Source organism: Mangrovihabitans endophyticus, assembly GCF_014646155.1.
Classification (GTDB): domain Bacteria; phylum Actinomycetota; class Actinomycetes; order Mycobacteriales; family Micromonosporaceae; genus Actinoplanes; species Actinoplanes endophyticus.
Map to the genome: position 1 here is coordinate 24,439 of NZ_BMMX01000015.1, position 16,261 is coordinate 40,699.

The 16,261-nt window shown below is 67.9% G+C and carries 14 protein-coding genes; 4 read left to right on the forward strand and 10 right to left on the reverse strand.

The window, feature by feature from the left end; genetic code table 11:
* Positions 1–127: 127 nt before the first annotated feature.
* Positions 128–634, forward strand: a complete 507-nt coding sequence (locus tag IEY73_RS17535) for a hypothetical protein (protein WP_189080304.1) — start codon at positions 128–130, stop codon at positions 632–634.
* A gap of 1 nt (position 635) precedes the next feature.
* Here the strand turns inward: IEY73_RS17535 and IEY73_RS17540 are convergent, their stop codons facing one another.
* From IEY73_RS17540 to IEY73_RS17575, 8 genes are all read right to left on the reverse strand, one after another.
* Positions 636–962, reverse strand: a complete 327-nt coding sequence (locus tag IEY73_RS17540) for a hypothetical protein (protein ID WP_189080305.1) — start codon at positions 960–962, stop codon at positions 636–638.
* A gap of 11 nt (positions 963–973) precedes the next feature.
* Positions 974–2,065, reverse strand: a complete 1,092-nt coding sequence (locus IEY73_RS17545) for a WXG100 family type VII secretion target (RefSeq protein WP_189080306.1) — start codon at positions 2,063–2,065, stop codon at positions 974–976.
* 156 nt (positions 2,066–2,221) lie between these two features.
* Positions 2,222–3,739: an APC family permease gene (locus IEY73_RS17550; RefSeq protein WP_189080307.1), complete on the reverse strand. Its 1,518-nt coding sequence runs from the start codon at positions 3,737–3,739 to the stop codon at positions 2,222–2,224.
* A 114-nt stretch (positions 3,740–3,853) separates the two neighbouring features.
* Positions 3,854–4,843: a zinc-dependent alcohol dehydrogenase family protein gene (locus tag IEY73_RS17555; RefSeq protein WP_189080308.1), complete on the reverse strand. Its 990-nt coding sequence runs from the start codon at positions 4,841–4,843 to the stop codon at positions 3,854–3,856.
* On the reverse strand, positions 4,840–5,700 hold the full coding sequence (locus tag IEY73_RS17560; RefSeq protein ID WP_189080309.1) for a carbohydrate ABC transporter permease: 861 nt from the start codon (positions 5,698–5,700) through the stop codon (positions 4,840–4,842). The genes IEY73_RS17555 and IEY73_RS17560 overlap by 4 nt, the downstream gene beginning before the upstream one ends.
* Positions 5,697–6,638 (reverse strand): carbohydrate ABC transporter permease, encoded by a 942-nt coding sequence (locus IEY73_RS17565; protein ID WP_189080310.1) that lies wholly within the window; start codon positions 6,636–6,638, stop codon positions 5,697–5,699. The genes IEY73_RS17560 and IEY73_RS17565 overlap by 4 nt, the downstream gene beginning before the upstream one ends.
* 71 nt (positions 6,639–6,709) lie before the next feature.
* Positions 6,710–8,074, reverse strand: a complete 1,365-nt coding sequence (locus tag IEY73_RS17570; protein ID WP_189080311.1) for an ABC transporter substrate-binding protein — start codon at positions 8,072–8,074, stop codon at positions 6,710–6,712.
* 83 nt (positions 8,075–8,157) lie between these two features.
* Positions 8,158–8,919, reverse strand: a complete 762-nt coding sequence (locus tag IEY73_RS17575) for a DeoR/GlpR family DNA-binding transcription regulator (protein WP_189080312.1) — start codon at positions 8,917–8,919, stop codon at positions 8,158–8,160.
* Positions 8,920–9,415: 496 nt separating this feature from the next.
* Here IEY73_RS17575 and IEY73_RS17580 point away from each other — a divergent pair, with 496 nt between their 5' ends.
* Positions 9,416–11,665 (forward strand): putative bifunctional diguanylate cyclase/phosphodiesterase, encoded by a 2,250-nt coding sequence (locus tag IEY73_RS17580; protein WP_189080313.1) that lies wholly within the window; start codon positions 9,416–9,418, stop codon positions 11,663–11,665.
* A 245-nt stretch (positions 11,666–11,910) separates the two neighbouring features.
* On the opposite strand, the gene IEY73_RS17585 is transcribed toward IEY73_RS17580, so the two are convergent.
* Together IEY73_RS17585 and IEY73_RS17590 are read right to left on the reverse strand one after the other, a co-directional pair.
* On the reverse strand, positions 11,911–12,084 hold the full coding sequence (locus IEY73_RS17585; protein ID WP_189080314.1) for a CsbD family protein: 174 nt from the start codon (positions 12,082–12,084) through the stop codon (positions 11,911–11,913).
* A gap of 72 nt (positions 12,085–12,156) precedes the next feature.
* Complete coding sequence (locus tag IEY73_RS17590; RefSeq protein ID WP_189080315.1) at positions 12,157–14,463, reverse strand: putative bifunctional diguanylate cyclase/phosphodiesterase; 2,307 nt, start codon at positions 14,461–14,463, stop codon at positions 12,157–12,159.
* Between the two features lie 226 nt (positions 14,464–14,689).
* On the opposite strand from IEY73_RS17590, the gene IEY73_RS17595 reads away from it, so the two are divergent.
* Both IEY73_RS17595 and pseI read left to right on the forward strand, forming a co-directional pair.
* The gene (locus IEY73_RS17595) at positions 14,690–15,172 is read left to right on the forward strand and encodes a GNAT family N-acetyltransferase (protein ID WP_229715917.1); all 483 of its coding nucleotides are present in this window, start codon (positions 14,690–14,692) and stop codon (positions 15,170–15,172) included.
* On the forward strand, positions 15,169–16,221 hold the full coding sequence (gene pseI, locus IEY73_RS17600; RefSeq protein WP_189080317.1) for a pseudaminic acid synthase: 1,053 nt from the start codon (positions 15,169–15,171) through the stop codon (positions 16,219–16,221). Before IEY73_RS17595 ends, pseI begins: the two co-directional genes overlap by 4 nt.
* Positions 16,222–16,261: the final 40 nt, after the last annotated feature.

The window sequence follows — 16,261 nt, forward strand, 5'->3', positions numbered from 1 at the left end:
ATCACCCACTTATAGAAGCGCGTTATGCAACGTGATACAGAACTCACGCGCACTTCGATCGGTAACCACCCGGACGCGCGCATGAAAGAATCCATGCGGAGAGCGACGACTCTGTCACGATTTAGCAATGAGCTCCGACGCCTGGCTGCGCCCCCTGATGGGCACGACCACTCGCGGAGAGCCGGCAGCGCGCGCCTTCATGATCGCCCTATGGCACGTCGCCCGAGTGCTGGACGCCGACCCGGGGTGGCACGCGTGGTGGCAACATAGCGGAGTGCCGACGTGTGAGCTGGGCATCGTCGCCGAGGGAAGCCTCGACCACCTGCGCCCCACCGCGGACATCCGCCAGGTCGACGGCAAGGTGCGAGCGAACTTTACCTGCGCGCTGCCCGAGCTCGACACCGATCTCCCGGCCGAGCTGGTCGAGCTGGCGACGGCCGAACTGACCGCGATGTTCGGGGTCATCCGGGTGGCGATGCGAATGCCGGAACTGCCCCCGACCCCGCCACTGCCGGAGATCCCGGCAAACGCACGCGACCTCGAAGTGACCACCAAGTCGCTGCCGTCGCTGCCACGGGAGCTGGAACAACAGGGCTATCTGACGCTGTCCGAGATCCAGGAATTCTTCGGCTGAGTCAGGCCGTGGACGGAGGCGCCGGATCAGGGTCGAACAACTCGAGATCCGGCGGCACAACGGACGCCTGTTCGGCGGCGGAAGCCTCGAAACCCGCCATTGGAGCCCCCTCAGGTACTGAAACACGAGAGATATAGATCCCTCGCCGACACTTGTCGCACCACGCCATGGCCGTGCCCAGCCGAGTGTCCGGATCCGCAAGGTAGCCGACCCGCATCCGGCCGCCATCGCCGTCTGGACAAGCCACCTCGACGGCATCGGGCCAGGCTTGGTGAATCGTCAGGAAGGCGCGGAACCACGACTCCCAGACCGCCTGCGCGGAGGTCACCTCGGCTCCCGTCATCCGTCCATCAGGTGCTGATGCTCCTGCCACCATTTCCGCTCGTACGCATGAGCGCGCTGCTCCCACTGCGCAAGCTTCACCGGATTGCGTGGCACCACCATTCCACTACGGATCTCCTCCACATGGAATCGCTCATGAGCCAGCGTACGTGCAAGCTGCTCTTCATTCACGAACGCGTCTCTGGTCAGTGTCACCCGCCCGTCAGGTGTCGTGATCCCATACAATTCGCGCCCCGGGCCGCCCCCGCTGCGAGCCTTGTCGATCACGATGGTGACGTCCGCGAGATCAATGCCGTACTTGTGCGCCACCGCGGTCACGTTGGCCTCGCTCATGAGGATCTTGTTGCCGTTGCGGGCAATGCCGTCACCCTCGCGCATGAGCATGGGATCCTTGCCGCCGCGGGAGAGCGATTCGCGAAGACGCTGGACCAATGCGGCGAGCTTGTCTCCCTCGCCCATCAAGCGACGGAGGCTTCCGATCAGACCCCGCAGCCATCGGGCGATCTTCGCCGCCCATGACGCGCACAGCGTCGCCACCTGTTCCGCCACCAGCGGCGCCGCCAGGCCCACCGTCGCCAGTAATTCCCCCGCGTACACGATGAGGCGAGATACCGCGGTGGCCACGGCGTCACGAACCATCATCCGGACCGTGCCGATCAGCGCGCCCGCACCCTCCGTGATCAACGCCATGGTCTCGGATGCCTGCGCGAGGGCCGCCAACGACTGCTCTCGCTCGGACGCCCAGTGCCGGTACGCCGTAGCCGCGGCGCCGGACCACTCCGTCAGGTCCAGCCGGATCGCCTTGACGAGTTCGTCCGACTCCAGCCGCAACGCCTCGGCCGCGTTGCGCCAGGTTTGGGCGTGGGCGGCGATCTGTCCCGGGTCACCGGCCAACCGGTCCAACGTTTCGGATAGGGGCTTGACGTGTTCGATCAGCCAGGCGATGCCGTACTGCAGCAGCACCCCGACCGGGTCGGACACCAAGGCCAGCCCGTCGAGCCCGGCACCAACGACGCCCAGCGAGCCGTCCACCCAGCTGTGCGTCCGCACCCCTTGCGTGATGAGCTCGATGTCTTCGGCGATCCACACTCCCGCCCACGGGCCGTCCGAATCCTCGACGCGCCCGGCGATCAGCGGGTTGACCGTCATTGCTCGCCCGATCGCCGCGCCATGCCGGAAGCTTCGACAACCGGGATACCTGAGTCAACGCTTGCTCGCCAACCTGGCACGTCGATCCACATCGGCTCAGCCGCGGTCCACCCTCTCCGGCCGGTGCGCGCCGGGTGCTCGCTGCTCCGGCGCCGTGGTCCGCGTCACCACCGCCGCGCCGCCGACACCGATGCCCGCGTACGTGATGCGGCGTACCAGACGCAGCAGCAATCCCTGCACCACGCCCAGCGTCAATGTCGCTCCCATCGCCGCCGGCAAGGTCCATCGGGGGAGGTCGGTGCCGAGCAGGATGGGCAGATTGCGGTATGCCAGCCAGCCGAACACTCCCAGGGAGATGGTGGCCAGCGCCGGCGCCACGAATCGCCGCCAGATTGTCTCGTCGTCCGGCGAACGGTTGAGGAACAACAGCGTGGCCAGGGCGGCGAGGCACAACAGCACCAGGATGCCCAGGCCGCCGACCACCGCGAGACGCGCGTCCGGCATGGCCCCGACGGACACGTACGCGCCGAGCACGGCCGCCGCGAACAGGCTCTGGGTGATCGAGGCGACGCGGGGTGCGCCGGTACGGCGCGCGGTGCGCGCCATCACGACCGGCAACAGGCGTTCGCGGCCCGCCGCGTACAGGTAACGCGCAATGGTCTGGTGCAGCGCGATCAACGCGGCGACCAGGCCGGTGAGCAGCAGCACCCGGCCGAGCGTCACCGCCCAGGGGGCGAGACGCGCGCCCGCGAGCTGGAAGAGCAGGTCCGATCGGTACGCCGCGGCGAGGTCGCCGACCTGGCCGGCCCCGGCCGCCACCGCCGTGGTCCACGAGCCGACCACGAAGATCAACATGAGCAGCAGCACGGTCACCGGGGCGGCGCGGCCGATCGAGCGCCGCGGCCGCATCGCCTCTTCGCTGTACGCGGCGGTGGTCTCGAAGCCGGTGAAGCTCAGGATCGCGATCACCAGGAGCAGGCCGAGCCCGGCCCGGTCCAGACTCGTCGCGGTGGGCCAGGCGGCGCCGACGGCGATCCGCCCGTCGGCCGGTTCCAGCACATCGGCCAGCGCGAACCCGGTGATCACCGCCATCTCGGCGATGGCGATCAGGGCCACGACGGCGGCCACGGCGGCGACACGCAGTGGTCCGCAGATCGCCACGACGAGCCAGCACACCGCAGCCACCTGCCACCACGGCACGGTGAGGTGCAGCCATGCGGAGAGCAGGGGCGCGGCGGCGGCGCCGGTCACCGCGTACAGCCCGAGCTGGACACACTGATAGGAGAGCAACGCCAGCCAGGCCGCGCCGGCGCCGAGGGGTCGCCCCAGGCCGCGGGCGACCACCGCGTACAGCGCTCCGGCGTTCGGCGCACGCCGCATCATCGCGCCATATCCGAGGCTGAAGAGCAGCAGGGGTGCGGCCACCGCGACGAAGGCGAGCGCCGGCGGCGGGAGATCGTCGCGGGCGTACAGGGCCGGGACGATCGTGCAGACGACGGTCATCGGGGCCGCGGCGGTGATCGCGAAGAAGACGACGGCCGCGACGGCAAGCCGGCCTCCGGCGAGGGAGCGTGTCGCATGGTCGGTCGGGGCCACCCCTCCATTGAGCGGCATCGACCCACCAATAGACAACCGAAAGTGATATTGATCTGACTGATAGTGATAAGACTGTTCGCCGAAAACGGCCGGCACCCCCGCGAGGGCACCGGCCGATTCGGATCGCTACGGCTACGGCTCGACCAGCGTCTTGCGTCCCACGCCGGCCCGGAATTGGCCCAGCGCCTCGGCATACGCGTCCAGCGGGAACCGGTGACTGATGAACACCCCGGGATCCAGCACACCGCCGGCCAACAGTTCACCGGCACGGTCGAAACTGTGCAGCACCGCCATCGAGCCGGTGATGGTGATCTCGCGCCGGTAGATCTCGTACGGCTCGATCTCCACCCGGGCGTCGTACGCCGCCACGCCGAACTGGAGGAACGTGCCGCCCCGCCCGACGCGGCCCAGGCCGTCCTTGATCGCGGCGGCCACGCCGGTGCAGTCCACCACCACGTCCCAGCCGCGCGGAGCGTCCAACTCGTCGGCGTTGGTGACCGCCGCCGTGCAACCGAGCAGCTTGGCGGTCTCCAGGCGTTCCGGGTTGAGGTCCACCATGGACACCGTGGCGGCGCCGGCCCGCTTGGCCAGCTCCAACATCATCAGCCCCATGGTGCCCGAGCCGTAGATGAGGAAGTTGTCGGCCATCCGGCGCGGCAACACGTCGAACCCGCGTACCGCACAGGACAACGGTTCGATGAGTGCCGCGTCGCGGGCCGGCAGATGCGCCGGGAGCGTGAACAGGTTGGCCATCGGCGCGGCGACGTACTCGGCTGCCCCACCGGCGACCGAGACACCGATCGCGTTCCAGTTCTCGCACTGGTTGCCACGGGCGCGCTTGCAGTAATAGCAATGCCCGCAGTACAGCGACGGGTCCACGGCCACCTGGTCACCGACCGCATAGCCGGTGACCTCGGCGCCGACCGCGACGATCTCTCCGGCGAACTCGTGACCGGGCACGATCGGGAAGGCGGGCGCGAACTCGCCGTCCATGATGTGCAGGTCGGTGCCGCAGATTCCGACGGCGGCCGGCTTGACCACCACGTCGGTGGGACCGGGTGTGGGGTCCGGCACGGTCTGGATCTCCAGCGTGCCGGGGGTGACGACGACCGCAGCCCTCATTTGACCGCACCCATCGACAGACCGCGGACCAGCTTGTTCTGCGCCACCCACCCGGCGACCAGCACCGGCAACGACAGCAGGACGGCCGCCGCGGACAGGTCGGCGAGGAACGGCCCGCGTCCGGAGATGAAGCCGAGCAGGAAGATCGGCGCGGTGCTCGCGTTCGTGTCGGTCAGGTTGACCGCCAGGAAGAACTCGTTCCAGGAGAAGATGAAGCAGATCAGCGCGGTGGCGGCCAGGCCGGGCGCGACCATCGGCAGGATGATCCGCCGGATCGAGGTGACCAGGCCGGCCCCGTCGACCTCGCCCGCCTCCAGCACCTCACGCGGCACCTCCAGCAGGAAGGATCGCATCATCCAGACCGCGAGCGGCAGGTTCATCGCCGTGTAGAGGATGACCATGGTCCAGATGTTGTCCTTCATGCCGATCTGCACCGCGAGCAGGTAGATCGGCAGCACCGCGGCGACCACCGGCAGCATCTTGGTGGAGATGAAGAAGAACAGCACGTCGGTCCACTTCTTCACCGGCCGCAACGACAGCGCGAACGCCGCCGGCGTGGCCAGCACCACCACGAGAAGCGTGGAGAACACGCTGGCCATCAGCGAATTGAGCAGGAACGGCGTGATGTTGGTGTCGAACACCTTCTGGTAGTGATCCCACGTCGGCGTGAAGAACCACACCGGCGGGTTGGTGGTCACATCCCGGGCCTGCTTGAGGCTGGTCAGGATCATCCAGATGACCGGGAAGACGAAGATGATCCCGGCCACCCACGCGACGACACCCCAGAACCCGTTCGTGATCCGGCGTTTGGTCGTGGTGCTGGCCTTGCCGGTCACCGGCGGCGCGATCGTGGTCATCGGCCCTCCTCCACCTTGAACAGGCCCGAGATGACCCGCAACGCGAACGTCGCCACGATGATCGTCAGGATCACCACGACGACACCGGCCGCGGACGCCTCGCCGTACTCGTACTTGCTGAAGATGGTCTGAGAGATCTCGTACGGCAGGTTGGTGGTCGCCGTTCCGGGACCGCCCTGGGTGATCGTGTAGATCGAGTCGAAGGTGTTCACCAGGTAGATCGAGCCGAGCAGCGCGCCCAGCTCCAGGTACTGGCGCAGATGCGGCAGCGTCATCTGAGTGAAGATGCGCCAGGCGCCGGCCCCGTCCACGCGGGCCGCCTCCAGCACCTCATTGCTCTGCGACTGCAGGCCGGCCAGCAGGATCAGCATCATGAACGGGGTCCACTGCCACACCAGGGTGGCGATGATCGCGGTCTTCGGATACGTGGTCGCCCACGCCGTGTTGCCGCCGAAGATGCCGTTGATCAGACCGTAGTCGGGGTTGTAGAGGCCGTGCTTCCAGAGCAGGGCAGCCGCCACCGGCATGATCAGGAACGGGGTGATCAGCATGGTCCGGACGATGGAGCGGCCGAGGAACTTGCGGTCCAGCAGGACCGCCAGGGCCAGTCCGAGGATCATCGAGAAGATGACCGCACCGGCGGTGAGGACCACCGTGTTGAACAGGGCGCTGCGCAGCCGGTTGTCGGTGAGCACGGTGACGTAGTTGTCGAACCCGACGAACTTCTTCGACCCCGGGCGCAGCGCGTTCCAGCTCAGCGTGGAGAAATAGAGCGTGATCAGGAACGGCACCTGAGTCACGATGATGGCGAAGATCAGCGCGGGCAGCAGCGGGGCGCGTCGCACCCACCGCTCTTTGGCGCCGCCCTTGGCGGGTGCGGGGGTTTTGGGGGGCGGGGTGTCCGTCTTCTCGTCCGCCCGGGGAATGACATCAGTCATCGGATCGAGCCTTCCTTATGCGGGTGCGCCGCCGCCGAGCTGATCTCTGACGACGGCGCACCCGAGCTCCCTTACTGGTAGTTCTTCGCCACGTCCTCGGCGAGCTTCTGTCCGTCGTTGAGTGCGGCGTCGACCGTCTTGCTGCCGGCGATCGCTGCGCTCAGTTCCTGCGAGACCTTGGTGCCGAGGTCGGCGAACTCCGGGATGCCGACGAACTGCACACCCAGCGCGGGCCGCGGCTGCACACCCGGGTTGGTCGGGTCCGCGTGCTCGATGGAGCCGAGGGTGATGTCGGCGAAGGCCTTCGCCGAGTCCTTGTACTCCGGGATCGAGTAGGTCGAGGTGCGCTTGCCGGACGGCACACGCGACCAGCCGAGCTTCTCGCCGACCAGCTTCTCGTAGTCCTTACCGGTGGCCCAGGAGATGAACTTCCACGCCGCGTCCTCCTTCTTCGTGGTCTTGGGCATGGCCCACGCCCAGGTCCACAGCCAGCCGGAGTACTCGGTCTTGTTCACCGGGGCGTACGCGTAACCGACCTTGCCCGCCACCTTGCTGGCGTTCGGGTCTTCCAGCGTGCCGGCCGCCGAGGTGGCGTCGTACCACATGGCCGCCTTGCCCTGGCTGAAGGTGTTCAGGCACTCGGTGAAGCCGGCCTGCGGCGCGCCCGACTCGCCGTGCTCCTTGATCAGGTTGACGTAGAAGTTCGCCGCTTCCTTGAACTCCGGCGCATTCACCTTCGGCGTCCAGTCCTTCTCGAACCAGGTGCCGCCGTAGGTGTTCACCACGGTGGTCAGCGGCGCGAACATCTCGCCCCAGCCGGGCAGACCACGCAGGCAGATGCCCGCCACGCCGCTGGACTTGTCGTCCAGCTTGGCCGCGAAGTCGGCCACCTGCGCCCAGGTCGGGTGCTCCGGCATGGTGAGGCCCTTGGCCTCGAACATCTCCTTGTTGTACATCAGGAACGACGACTCGCCGTAGAACGGCGCGGCGTACATCTTGCCGTCCTCGCCGGTCAGCGACTGCACCATCGGCTTGATCAGGTCGGCCTTGTCGTACCCGGAGTCCGCGTCAGCCTGGGTGGACAGCTCGTGCAGCCAGCCGTTCTTCGCCCAGATCGGCACCTCGTACGCGCCGACCGTGGCGACGTCGTACTGTCCGCCCTGGTTGGCCACGTCCTGCGTCACCTTGTCCCGCAGCTCGTTCTCCGGCAGGACGGTGAACCGGACCTTGATGCCGGTCTCCTTGGTGAAGTTGTCGGCGGTGAGCTTCTGGATGTCCTCCATCTGCGGGTTGCCGACCATCAGCGCGGTGATGGTGTCGTCACCGGAGTCACCGCTGCCGCCGGTGGACCCGGCTCCGGAACACCCGGACAGCACGAGGGCACCGGCGGCCGCCCCGGCAATCAGGAACGAAACTTTCTTACCTGGTTTCTGCACAGCAGATCCTCCGTTTTACAGACGCACATTGGCCGGACCGGCCAATGATCGCCGGCCACAGGGAACGGTATTTGTTTTTTCTCCTAGACTCGGATGACTTGCGGCCCGAGTCGTGAATAGCGGTGCGCCTCGGACGCCGGCAATGCGGTGTCCGTGACCAGTGATTCAAAATCCGATATCTCGGCGAACCGGCAGAACGTCCGCACGCCGAATTTGGTGTGTATGCCGGCGAAGATGCGCCGTCGAGCGGCCCGCACGGCCTGTGCCTTCACGTCGGCCACCGCGGGATCGGGGGTGGTGAGGCCGACCTCGCGGGAGATGCCGTTGGCACCCACGAAGGCGAGGTCGATGACGAAGCCGCCGAGCATGCCACTGGCCCAGTGGTCGACCGTGGCCAGCGTCCGCCCCCGGACCCGGCCACCGAGCAGCAGCACGGTGATCGGGGTGTTGGTGGACAGCCAGGCCGCCGTGTTCAGCGACGCGGTGACCACGGTGAGCGGACGGTCGGTGGGCAACGCCTCGGCGATCAACTGGGGGGTGAATCCCTCGTCGATGAAGATCGTCTCGGCGTCGCCGATCAGACCTACCGCGGCCGCCGCGATACGCCTCTTCTCCGGGACCCCGCGCGTGGTGCGCATGGCCAGGTCGGTCTCGAACTTGGCGGTCTCCACCGGATAGGCACCACCGTGCGTACGCCGGAGCAGACCGTGCTTTTCGAGCAGGCGCAGATCTCGCCGAATTGTCTCCGCGGAAACGGTCAGCTCAGCGGCGAGTTTGGCAACGTCGACCTCGCCCTGACGCCGAGCCAGAGCGACGATCTGGTGTTGCCGCTCGTCAGCATTCAATCCCGCACCTCCGCCCCTCACTGCAGGCGATTTCGCTGCCCCGCCTGCCGTGGTCCCTTTGTAACACCGGCGAAACGTGTGGCCCCCATCACAGGCTAGACAAAGTGTGTGGTCTCCATGCCCGGTTTTCCTGAACGCTCCCCCAAGGAATATCGTGCCACTCCGGGACGAAGAAGGATCAAGGTGATGCCCGAATCTCCGCAAACGATGCCCGACTCGTGCCTGCAGGTGTTCGCTCGGGAAGACGTCCACATGTTCGTTCGGGCGCTCGGCGTCTCGGATGCCCGTTTCACGGCTACCTGCTGGTTGTGATCAAACCGAGATCCAGCGACGTTGCGCCGAGACGGTCAGAACGGGCGTGGAAAACGGTCAGGCGGTCATCGACCGACCCCCGGGCCGGCTTCCCGCCAGCCGTTTTGCTCAGTTCGCCGCCGAACCGGCCGACTCGAACAGACGTGAACGCCACCCCACCGTGCACGCAGAACTGAGGGCCGCCATGGGCGCCGTGGCCACCCAGCAACTCGCCGATTTCCTCACCGTCGTCGCCGAGCGTCCGGACCGCCCGGGCGCGCACCGCGCCGCGCTGGAATGCGCCGCGCGGGCGCTCGAAGCGGACGTCGCCGTCCTGCTCATCGACCATGCGATCGTCGCCACCGTGGGTACCGCCGCGGAGGAACTTCCGGTGTTCGCCCTGTCCGAGGTGGCCGCCGGACGACGGACGACGGTGGACCTGGACGGCTATCCGCACGGACTCACCTTCGCCACCATCGACGGCGACGCCCCGGGTGCCCTGCTGCTCGGGCGACGCGGCGAATCGTTCACTGCCGAGGAAGTCTGCGTGCTGCGCGGCATGGCACGGGTGCTCGAACTCAGCCTTCGCACCCTGCATGCCCTCGAATCGGAACGTCGCCGAGCCCAGGAGGACGACCACCGTACGGACGCCGCCAACGATCATGAACGGTTGTTCCGTCACCTCTCCGGCATCCAGCGGGCCATCGCGAATCGCGTACCGCTGACCGAGGTGCTGGACTCCGTCACCGCGGCCGCCGCCGAACTGCTCGGCACCGACCTGGCCGCGCTGAGCCTGGTCGACGAGAACGATCCGAGCCTCAGCAACCTGGTGTCGGCGCACAACTTCACGCCCGAGATGCAGGAACGCATGAAACAGGCGCCGATCGCCGCGCGCGGCGTGGCGGGACTCGCCGTCATGGGCAACGAACTGGTCGCGGTGGACGACTACAGCCTCTCCCCGATCGCCATCCCGGAGGTCGCCCGCCTGGACATCCGCGCGGTGATGGCCGCGCCGGTGCACGAGCAGGGCGAGCCGGTCGGCGCGCTCTCCGTCGCCACCCTCGGCGTGCCACGGGAATGGGACAAGACCGCGCGGGACATTCTGCAGACGTTCGCCGAACACATCAGCCTCGCCATCACGGACGCCAAGACCATGGAGGCGATGAACGGCGCCTTCCACGACACGCTGACCGGGCTGGCCAGCCGCACCCTGTTCATGACCCGGATGGAAGGCGCGTTCAGCGGCACACACGACCGTGTCGGCGCGCTGGTCATCGACCTCGACCGGTTCAAGGTCGTCAACGACGCGCTGGGCCACGCGGCCGGCGACGAACTGCTGAAAGAGGTGGCCCGGCGGATCGACAACTGCCTGCGCGCCACGGACACCGCCGCCCGGCTCGGCGGGGACGAATTCGCCGTCCTGCTTCCCGGCATCCGCGGCGCGGACGACCTGCTGCCGCTGGCCGAGCGCATCATGGCGGCCCTGCACGAGCCGTTCATCCTGGCCGACCGCGAGACGTACGTGGGCGTGAGCATCGGCATGGCGAGCGCGGAAACCGCCACGGACAGCGCACAGGACCTCATGGTGCGCACCGACCTGGCCGTCTACCAGGCGAAGAAGAGCGGCAAGGACCGCTACACCGTTTTCGAACCGGCCATGCAGGCGGACTTCCAGGCGGGCTTGCAGATGGAGGCCGACCTGCGCCGGGCCGTCGTGCGGCACGAGTTCGAGCTGCGGTACCAGCCGATCGTGCACCTGCGCACCAACGACATCACCGGGCTGGAAGCGCTGGTCCGATGGCAGCACCCGGAACGCGGCATCGTGCCGCCGATGGACTTCGTCCCCCTCGCCGAAGAAACCGGACTGATCGTTCCGATCGGCGAATGGGTGTTACGCGAAGCCTGCCACCAGGCCGCGGCGTGGAACCTGCGCCGCGGTGGACGGCCGCTGTCGGTGAGCGTGAACGTGTCCGCGGTTCAGTTGGAGCAGGGTGGCGTGCCGGCGGCGGTACGCGAATCCCTGGCGTCCAGCGGTCTGCCGGCCGCCTGTCTGGTGCTGGAGATGACCGAGTCGCTGCTTGTCGACCATCGCATCGGTACCCTGCGGCAACTGGAAGAACTCAAGGCGATCGGCGTACGGCTGGCGATCGACGACTTCGGCACCGGCTATTCGTCGCTCGCGTATCTGCGCCAGTTCCCCTTCGACATCATCAAAATCGACAAGTCATTCGTCGACGACATCGGCGACGGCCCGACCGCGGCGGCGCTGACGCACGGCATCATCCAACTGGGCCAGGCGCTGCACCTGTCCACGATCGCCGAAGGCATCGAACACGCGGGGCAACTGAACGAGCTGACGAATGACTGCGACCTGGGGCAGGGTTACTACTTCGCGGAGCCGCTGACCGAGCAGGCGATGGGCGACCTGCTGTTCCCGCCAGCGGACGAATCCTGAACACGCCCAGCACACCCGCCCCGCGCTCGGCGCGGCAGGCTCGATCTCAATAGCCGTCGATCTTGGACTCTGTGGTCGGACAAGTCGGTTTCGCCGCCGCGAACTGGGCACACGATGTCCAAGATCGCGGCCAGCCCGGCCCCGGTCACCCGGCCCAGCCCCGGCGCGTCGGCCGGGGCTGGGGCTGGGGCCTGGGATCGGGGCGGGCCTGCGCGCGACGATCAGTTCAGTGCGCGACGATCAGTTCAGTGCTTGAAGGCGTCCTTGATCTTCTCGCCCGCCTGCTTGAGCTTCGAGCTGGTCTGATCCGCCCGGCCTTCCGCCTCCAACTGCTCGTCGTCGGTAGCCTTGCCGACCTGCTCCTTCGCCTTGCCGCCGTATTCCTCGGCCTTGTTGTCAACCTTGTCGTCGAAAGCCATCGGAACCTCCGTGGGGATGATGCGAACACCCCCTGAATACCCCGCCACCGGCGACGCAACCCCCGCGAACCGTCAGGCCGCCAACTCGCGGTCGCGCGGGCGCAACGACTCCGCGAAGCGCTCCGGCGGCAGCGGCCGGGCGAAGTGGTATCCCTGCGCCGCGATGTACCCCAGGGCCAGCAACTGCTCGGCCTGTTCCGCCGTCTCCACCCCTTCGGCCACCGCGTACAGACCGAGCGCCTGCGCCAGGTGGATGACCGCGGCGCTGACCGGTACGCGGCCGTCGATCGCCGACTGGGTGAACGACCGGTCCAGCTTGATCCCGTCGACCGGGCAGTCGTGCAGCAGGCTGAGCGTGGAGTGCCCGGTGCCGAAGTCGTCCAGGGCGATCCGGATCCCCGACTCGCGCAATTGATGCAGGTGGGCGACCGAGTCGCCGAGTTCCAGCGCCACCGTCTCGGTGATTTCCAGGGTCACCTTCTCCGGGGCGATGCGGTGCTGCGCCAGCAGGTCGGTGACCATCGTGGCGAACCCCGGCTCGCGCAGGTCACGGGCGGAGATGTTGACGTTGAGCACCTCCGGGGCATCGTCGCCGTACCGCTCGATCCATTCGGCGAGCTGCCGGAACGCGCTGGCCAGCACCCACCGGCTCAACGGCACGATCAGGCCGGTCCGCTCGGCGGCCGGGATGAACGAGTCCGGCGCCAGCGTGCCGCGCACCGGGTGCGCCCAGCGGACCAGCGCCTCGGCGCCGATCACCCGGCCGTCGTCCAGCGACACGATCGGCTGGTAGAGCAGGAAGAGCTGGTCGTCGTGGATGGCCTCGCGCAGCTCGGCGCCCAGTTGCGCATAGTCCGCGCCGGAGGCGGCCATGCTTTCGTCGAAGTGCAGGTGGGCGGTGCCCGGGATCTTCTTGGCGGCGTACATGGCGATGTCCGCATGCCGCAACAGCTTGCTCGCCTCGTCGCCACCGCGCCCGTCGGCGATGCCGATGCTGGCCCGGATGGGCAACTCGTGCCCCTCGGCGAGCACCGGCCGGCGCAGCGCCTCGATCATCCGTTCCGCGGCCAGGTCGGCGGCGGCCGGATCGGCGTCCTCAAGCACCACCACGAATTCGTCGCCGCCCAGCCGGGCGACGGTGTCCCCGCTGCGCAGGCACGTCTGCAGGCGGCGCGCGACGGAGATCAGCAAGACGTCGCCGACCTCGTGGCCGAGGGTGTCGTTGACTTCCTTGAAGTCGTCCAGGTCGATCAGCGCCACGGCGACCGCACGGTCGACCGGGGCGGCCAGAGCCTTCTGCAGCCGGTCGTGGAAGAGGGCACGGTTGGGCAGTTGGGTCAACGCGTCGTGAGTGGCGCCGTGGTCCAGGCGGGCGAGCAGCCGGCCGTTGTCTCGCAGGGCGGTGATCTGCCGGGCCACCACCAGCGCGGTGAGCAGCACGGCCGAGGCGACCACCAAGGGCTCGTCGGCGCGGTCGAACCAGGAGACGTAGATCAGCAGTCCGTCGACGGCCGCCACCGCGGCGTACGGCAGGAAGCTGAACGACCGGCGCGCGCCACCGCGCGCGTTTCGGCGCGGCGCGACGACGACGTGGCGCTGATGTTCGGCCGCCCACGCCGCGAAGAAGTAAACGCCGGGAATGCCGATTTGCATCGGATAGAAGCCCGGGTCCATGGCCTTCAGGACCGGCTCCAGCAATTGCGTGAACGCGCCGATCGCCATCGCGATGGCGAGCAGCCGCAGTCCCTTGCCCTGAATGAAGGTGTATCCGCTGAGCATCACCTTGGCCACGGCGAACACCGCGAACAGTGCCAGGACCGTCAGCACCAGTGACGCGACGAGCTCGCTGCGATCCGCCGAGTCGAGCAGCGGCCGAGTCTGAAAATGCCACATGAACGCGGCGGCGGCCAGCATCACCGTGCCCGCGTCCAGCACCATGCGGGTCAGTTCACCCAGCGTTTGGCGGCCGAAAGGTAGGCGGTACAGGGCCCAGATGACGACCGTCAAGGCGATGGTGTCGAACGTGAGCAGCACCGGGCCGTTGTGCGGACCCGGCACATCAGGATGCAGGGTCACGTCGACCGCCTGCGACGTGCTGGCAATCCCGACCATGACCACCGCGAGGGTCAACCGGCGCCAGAACCGGCGGGTCGGCAACGGAAGGCCGGGGCTGCGCGACGTACGCCAGAAGATGGCCGTGGCGACCAGGGCGCTGGCCGGGGTGGCGATCCAGAGCAGCGTGGGCGGGCCGATCGGGTGCACGGCGGTCACCGCGGTCCAGAGCACCACCGCCCCCAGGACCGAACCGGACAGCAGCAACAGGCGGCTGGTGCCCCGGATATGGCCGACCAGCCTGGGCAGCAAACCCCACCCGCCCATGCCGTTGCCTCCTCACGCCGTTCCCGCTCACCGCACGATCGACCGGGCGAGGTGACAACTTGAGGTTTCCGGCGGCTACGGGTCGCGCCGGCTGCGACCGCCACTACCATCGATGCCGACTCGATACCTCGCATTCGCCGCGCGCTCATCTAAGCGCCATCACCGACACAGGCGACGTCCCTACGGTGGCGCGGCGATCCCAAAACTTGAAAGGTCCCTTCCTGCCGTGCTCCGTGCCGCCGCCGAGGCCGACCGCGATGTCGTGCTGGCCTGGCGCAACCATCCCGAGGTGCGCAGTGTCAGCTTCACCACGCATGTGATCACGCCGGACGAGCATGCGGGCTGGTGGCAGCGGGCGCTCGACGACCCGCAGCGCCACGTGCTGATCTTCGAGGACGGCGGGGTGCCGGCCGGCGTGGTCACGATCGATCTGCGCGATTCGGTGCCCACCTGGGGCTTCTATCTCGACGTGGCCGGCCTGTCCGAGCGGGGCGTGCTGCTGCCCGCCTGGATGCGGTTGGAGAAGGAGACGGTCGACTTCGCATTCGGGCAGCTCGGCCTGGACCGTCTGGGTGGCGAGACCCTGGCGTCCAACCGGCAGGTGATCGCCTTGCATCGCCGTTTCGGGTTCCGCGAGACACGCAGGTATGAACGAGAGGTCGACGGCGCGCTGCAGACCGTGGTGTGGACCGAGAGAGGTAGACCATGAACAGCACGTTCGACGTGAACGGCATGCGGCTCGGCGCGGGACAACGGCCGTACATCGTGGCGGAGATGTCCGGCAACCACAACGGTTCGCTGGACACCGCGCTGGCGCTGGTGGATGCGGCGGCACAGGCCGGAGCGCACGCCATCAAGCTGCAGACCTACACGGCCGACACCATGACGGTGGACGTCCGGCATCCGCGGTTCCAGATCTCCAAGGGTCACGAGCTGTGGGGCGACCGATACCTCTACCAGCTCTTCGAAGAGGCGCACACGCCGTGGGAATGGCACGAGGCGATCTTCGAGCGGGCGCGTCAGCACGGTCTCGCCCCGTTCTCCAGTCCGTTCGACCGCACGGCGGTGGAGCTGCTGCAGAAGCTCGACGCGCCGATGTACAAGATCGCCTCCTCGGAGATCACCGACCTGCCGCTGATCCGGCTGGCCGCCGGCACCGGGAAGCCGCTGATCATCTCGACCGGCATGGCCAGCGTCACGGAGATCGCCGCGGCAGTGGACGCGGCGCAGGGTGCGGGATGCACCGATCTGATCGTGCTGTCCTGCACCGCCTCCTACCCGGCACCGCCCGAGGAGACCAACCTGCGCCGCATCCCGGTGCTCGCCGAGATGCTCGGCGTGCCGATCGGGCTCAGCGATCACACGCTCGGCATCGGCGTTCCCCTCGCGGCGGTCGCCTTCGGCGCCTGCCTGATCGAGAAGCACATGACGCTGAGCCGCGGCGACAAGGGCGTCGACTCCGCCTTCTCGCTGGAACCGCAGGAGGTCGCCGCTCTGGTGACCGAGTCGGAACGAGCCTGGCAGGCGCTGGGCACCACGCACATCGGCCCGACCGAGGCGGAACGGGAGAGCCTGCGCTTCCGCCGCTCGCTCTATGTGGTGAGCGACGTGCGGGCAGGTGACACCGTGACGGAGGAAAACGTCCGCTCCATCCGTCCCACGGGTGGGCTTGAGCCGGACGCCATCGGTACGGTGCTCGGACGCACCTTCCGGCAGGACGCGACCAAGGGCACGCCGCTGACGTGGGACTTGATCTGATTTCACGCGGCGAGACGCGCTCTCGACGACAACGGAAAGG

Excerpts from the sequence above, each read along its gene's own strand:
- IEY73_RS17555 (WP_189080308.1), bottom strand. The coding sequence starts at position 4,843 with ATGAGGGCTGCGGTCGTCGTCACCCCCGGCACGCTGGAGATCCAGACC.
- IEY73_RS17585 (WP_189080314.1), bottom strand. The coding sequence starts at position 12,084 with ATGGCTTTCGACGACAAGGTTGACAACAAGGCCGAGGAATACGGCGGC.
- IEY73_RS17590 (WP_189080315.1), bottom strand. The coding sequence starts at position 14,463 with ATGGGCGGGTGGGGTTTGCTGCCCAGGCTGGTCGGCCATATCCGGGGC.
- IEY73_RS17535 (WP_189080304.1), top strand. The coding sequence starts at position 128 with ATGAGCTCCGACGCCTGGCTGCGCCCCCTGATGGGCACGACCACTCGC.
- IEY73_RS17565 (WP_189080310.1), bottom strand. The coding sequence starts at position 6,638 with ATGACTGATGTCATTCCCCGGGCGGACGAGAAGACGGACACCCCGCCC.
- IEY73_RS17560 (WP_189080309.1), bottom strand. The coding sequence starts at position 5,700 with ATGACCACGATCGCGCCGCCGGTGACCGGCAAGGCCAGCACCACGACC.
- IEY73_RS17580 (WP_189080313.1), top strand. The coding sequence starts at position 9,416 with ATGGGCGCCGTGGCCACCCAGCAACTCGCCGATTTCCTCACCGTCGTC.
- IEY73_RS17550 (WP_189080307.1), bottom strand. The coding sequence starts at position 3,739 with ATGCCGCTCAATGGAGGGGTGGCCCCGACCGACCATGCGACACGCTCC.
- pseI (WP_189080317.1), top strand. The coding sequence starts at position 15,169 with ATGAACAGCACGTTCGACGTGAACGGCATGCGGCTCGGCGCGGGACAA.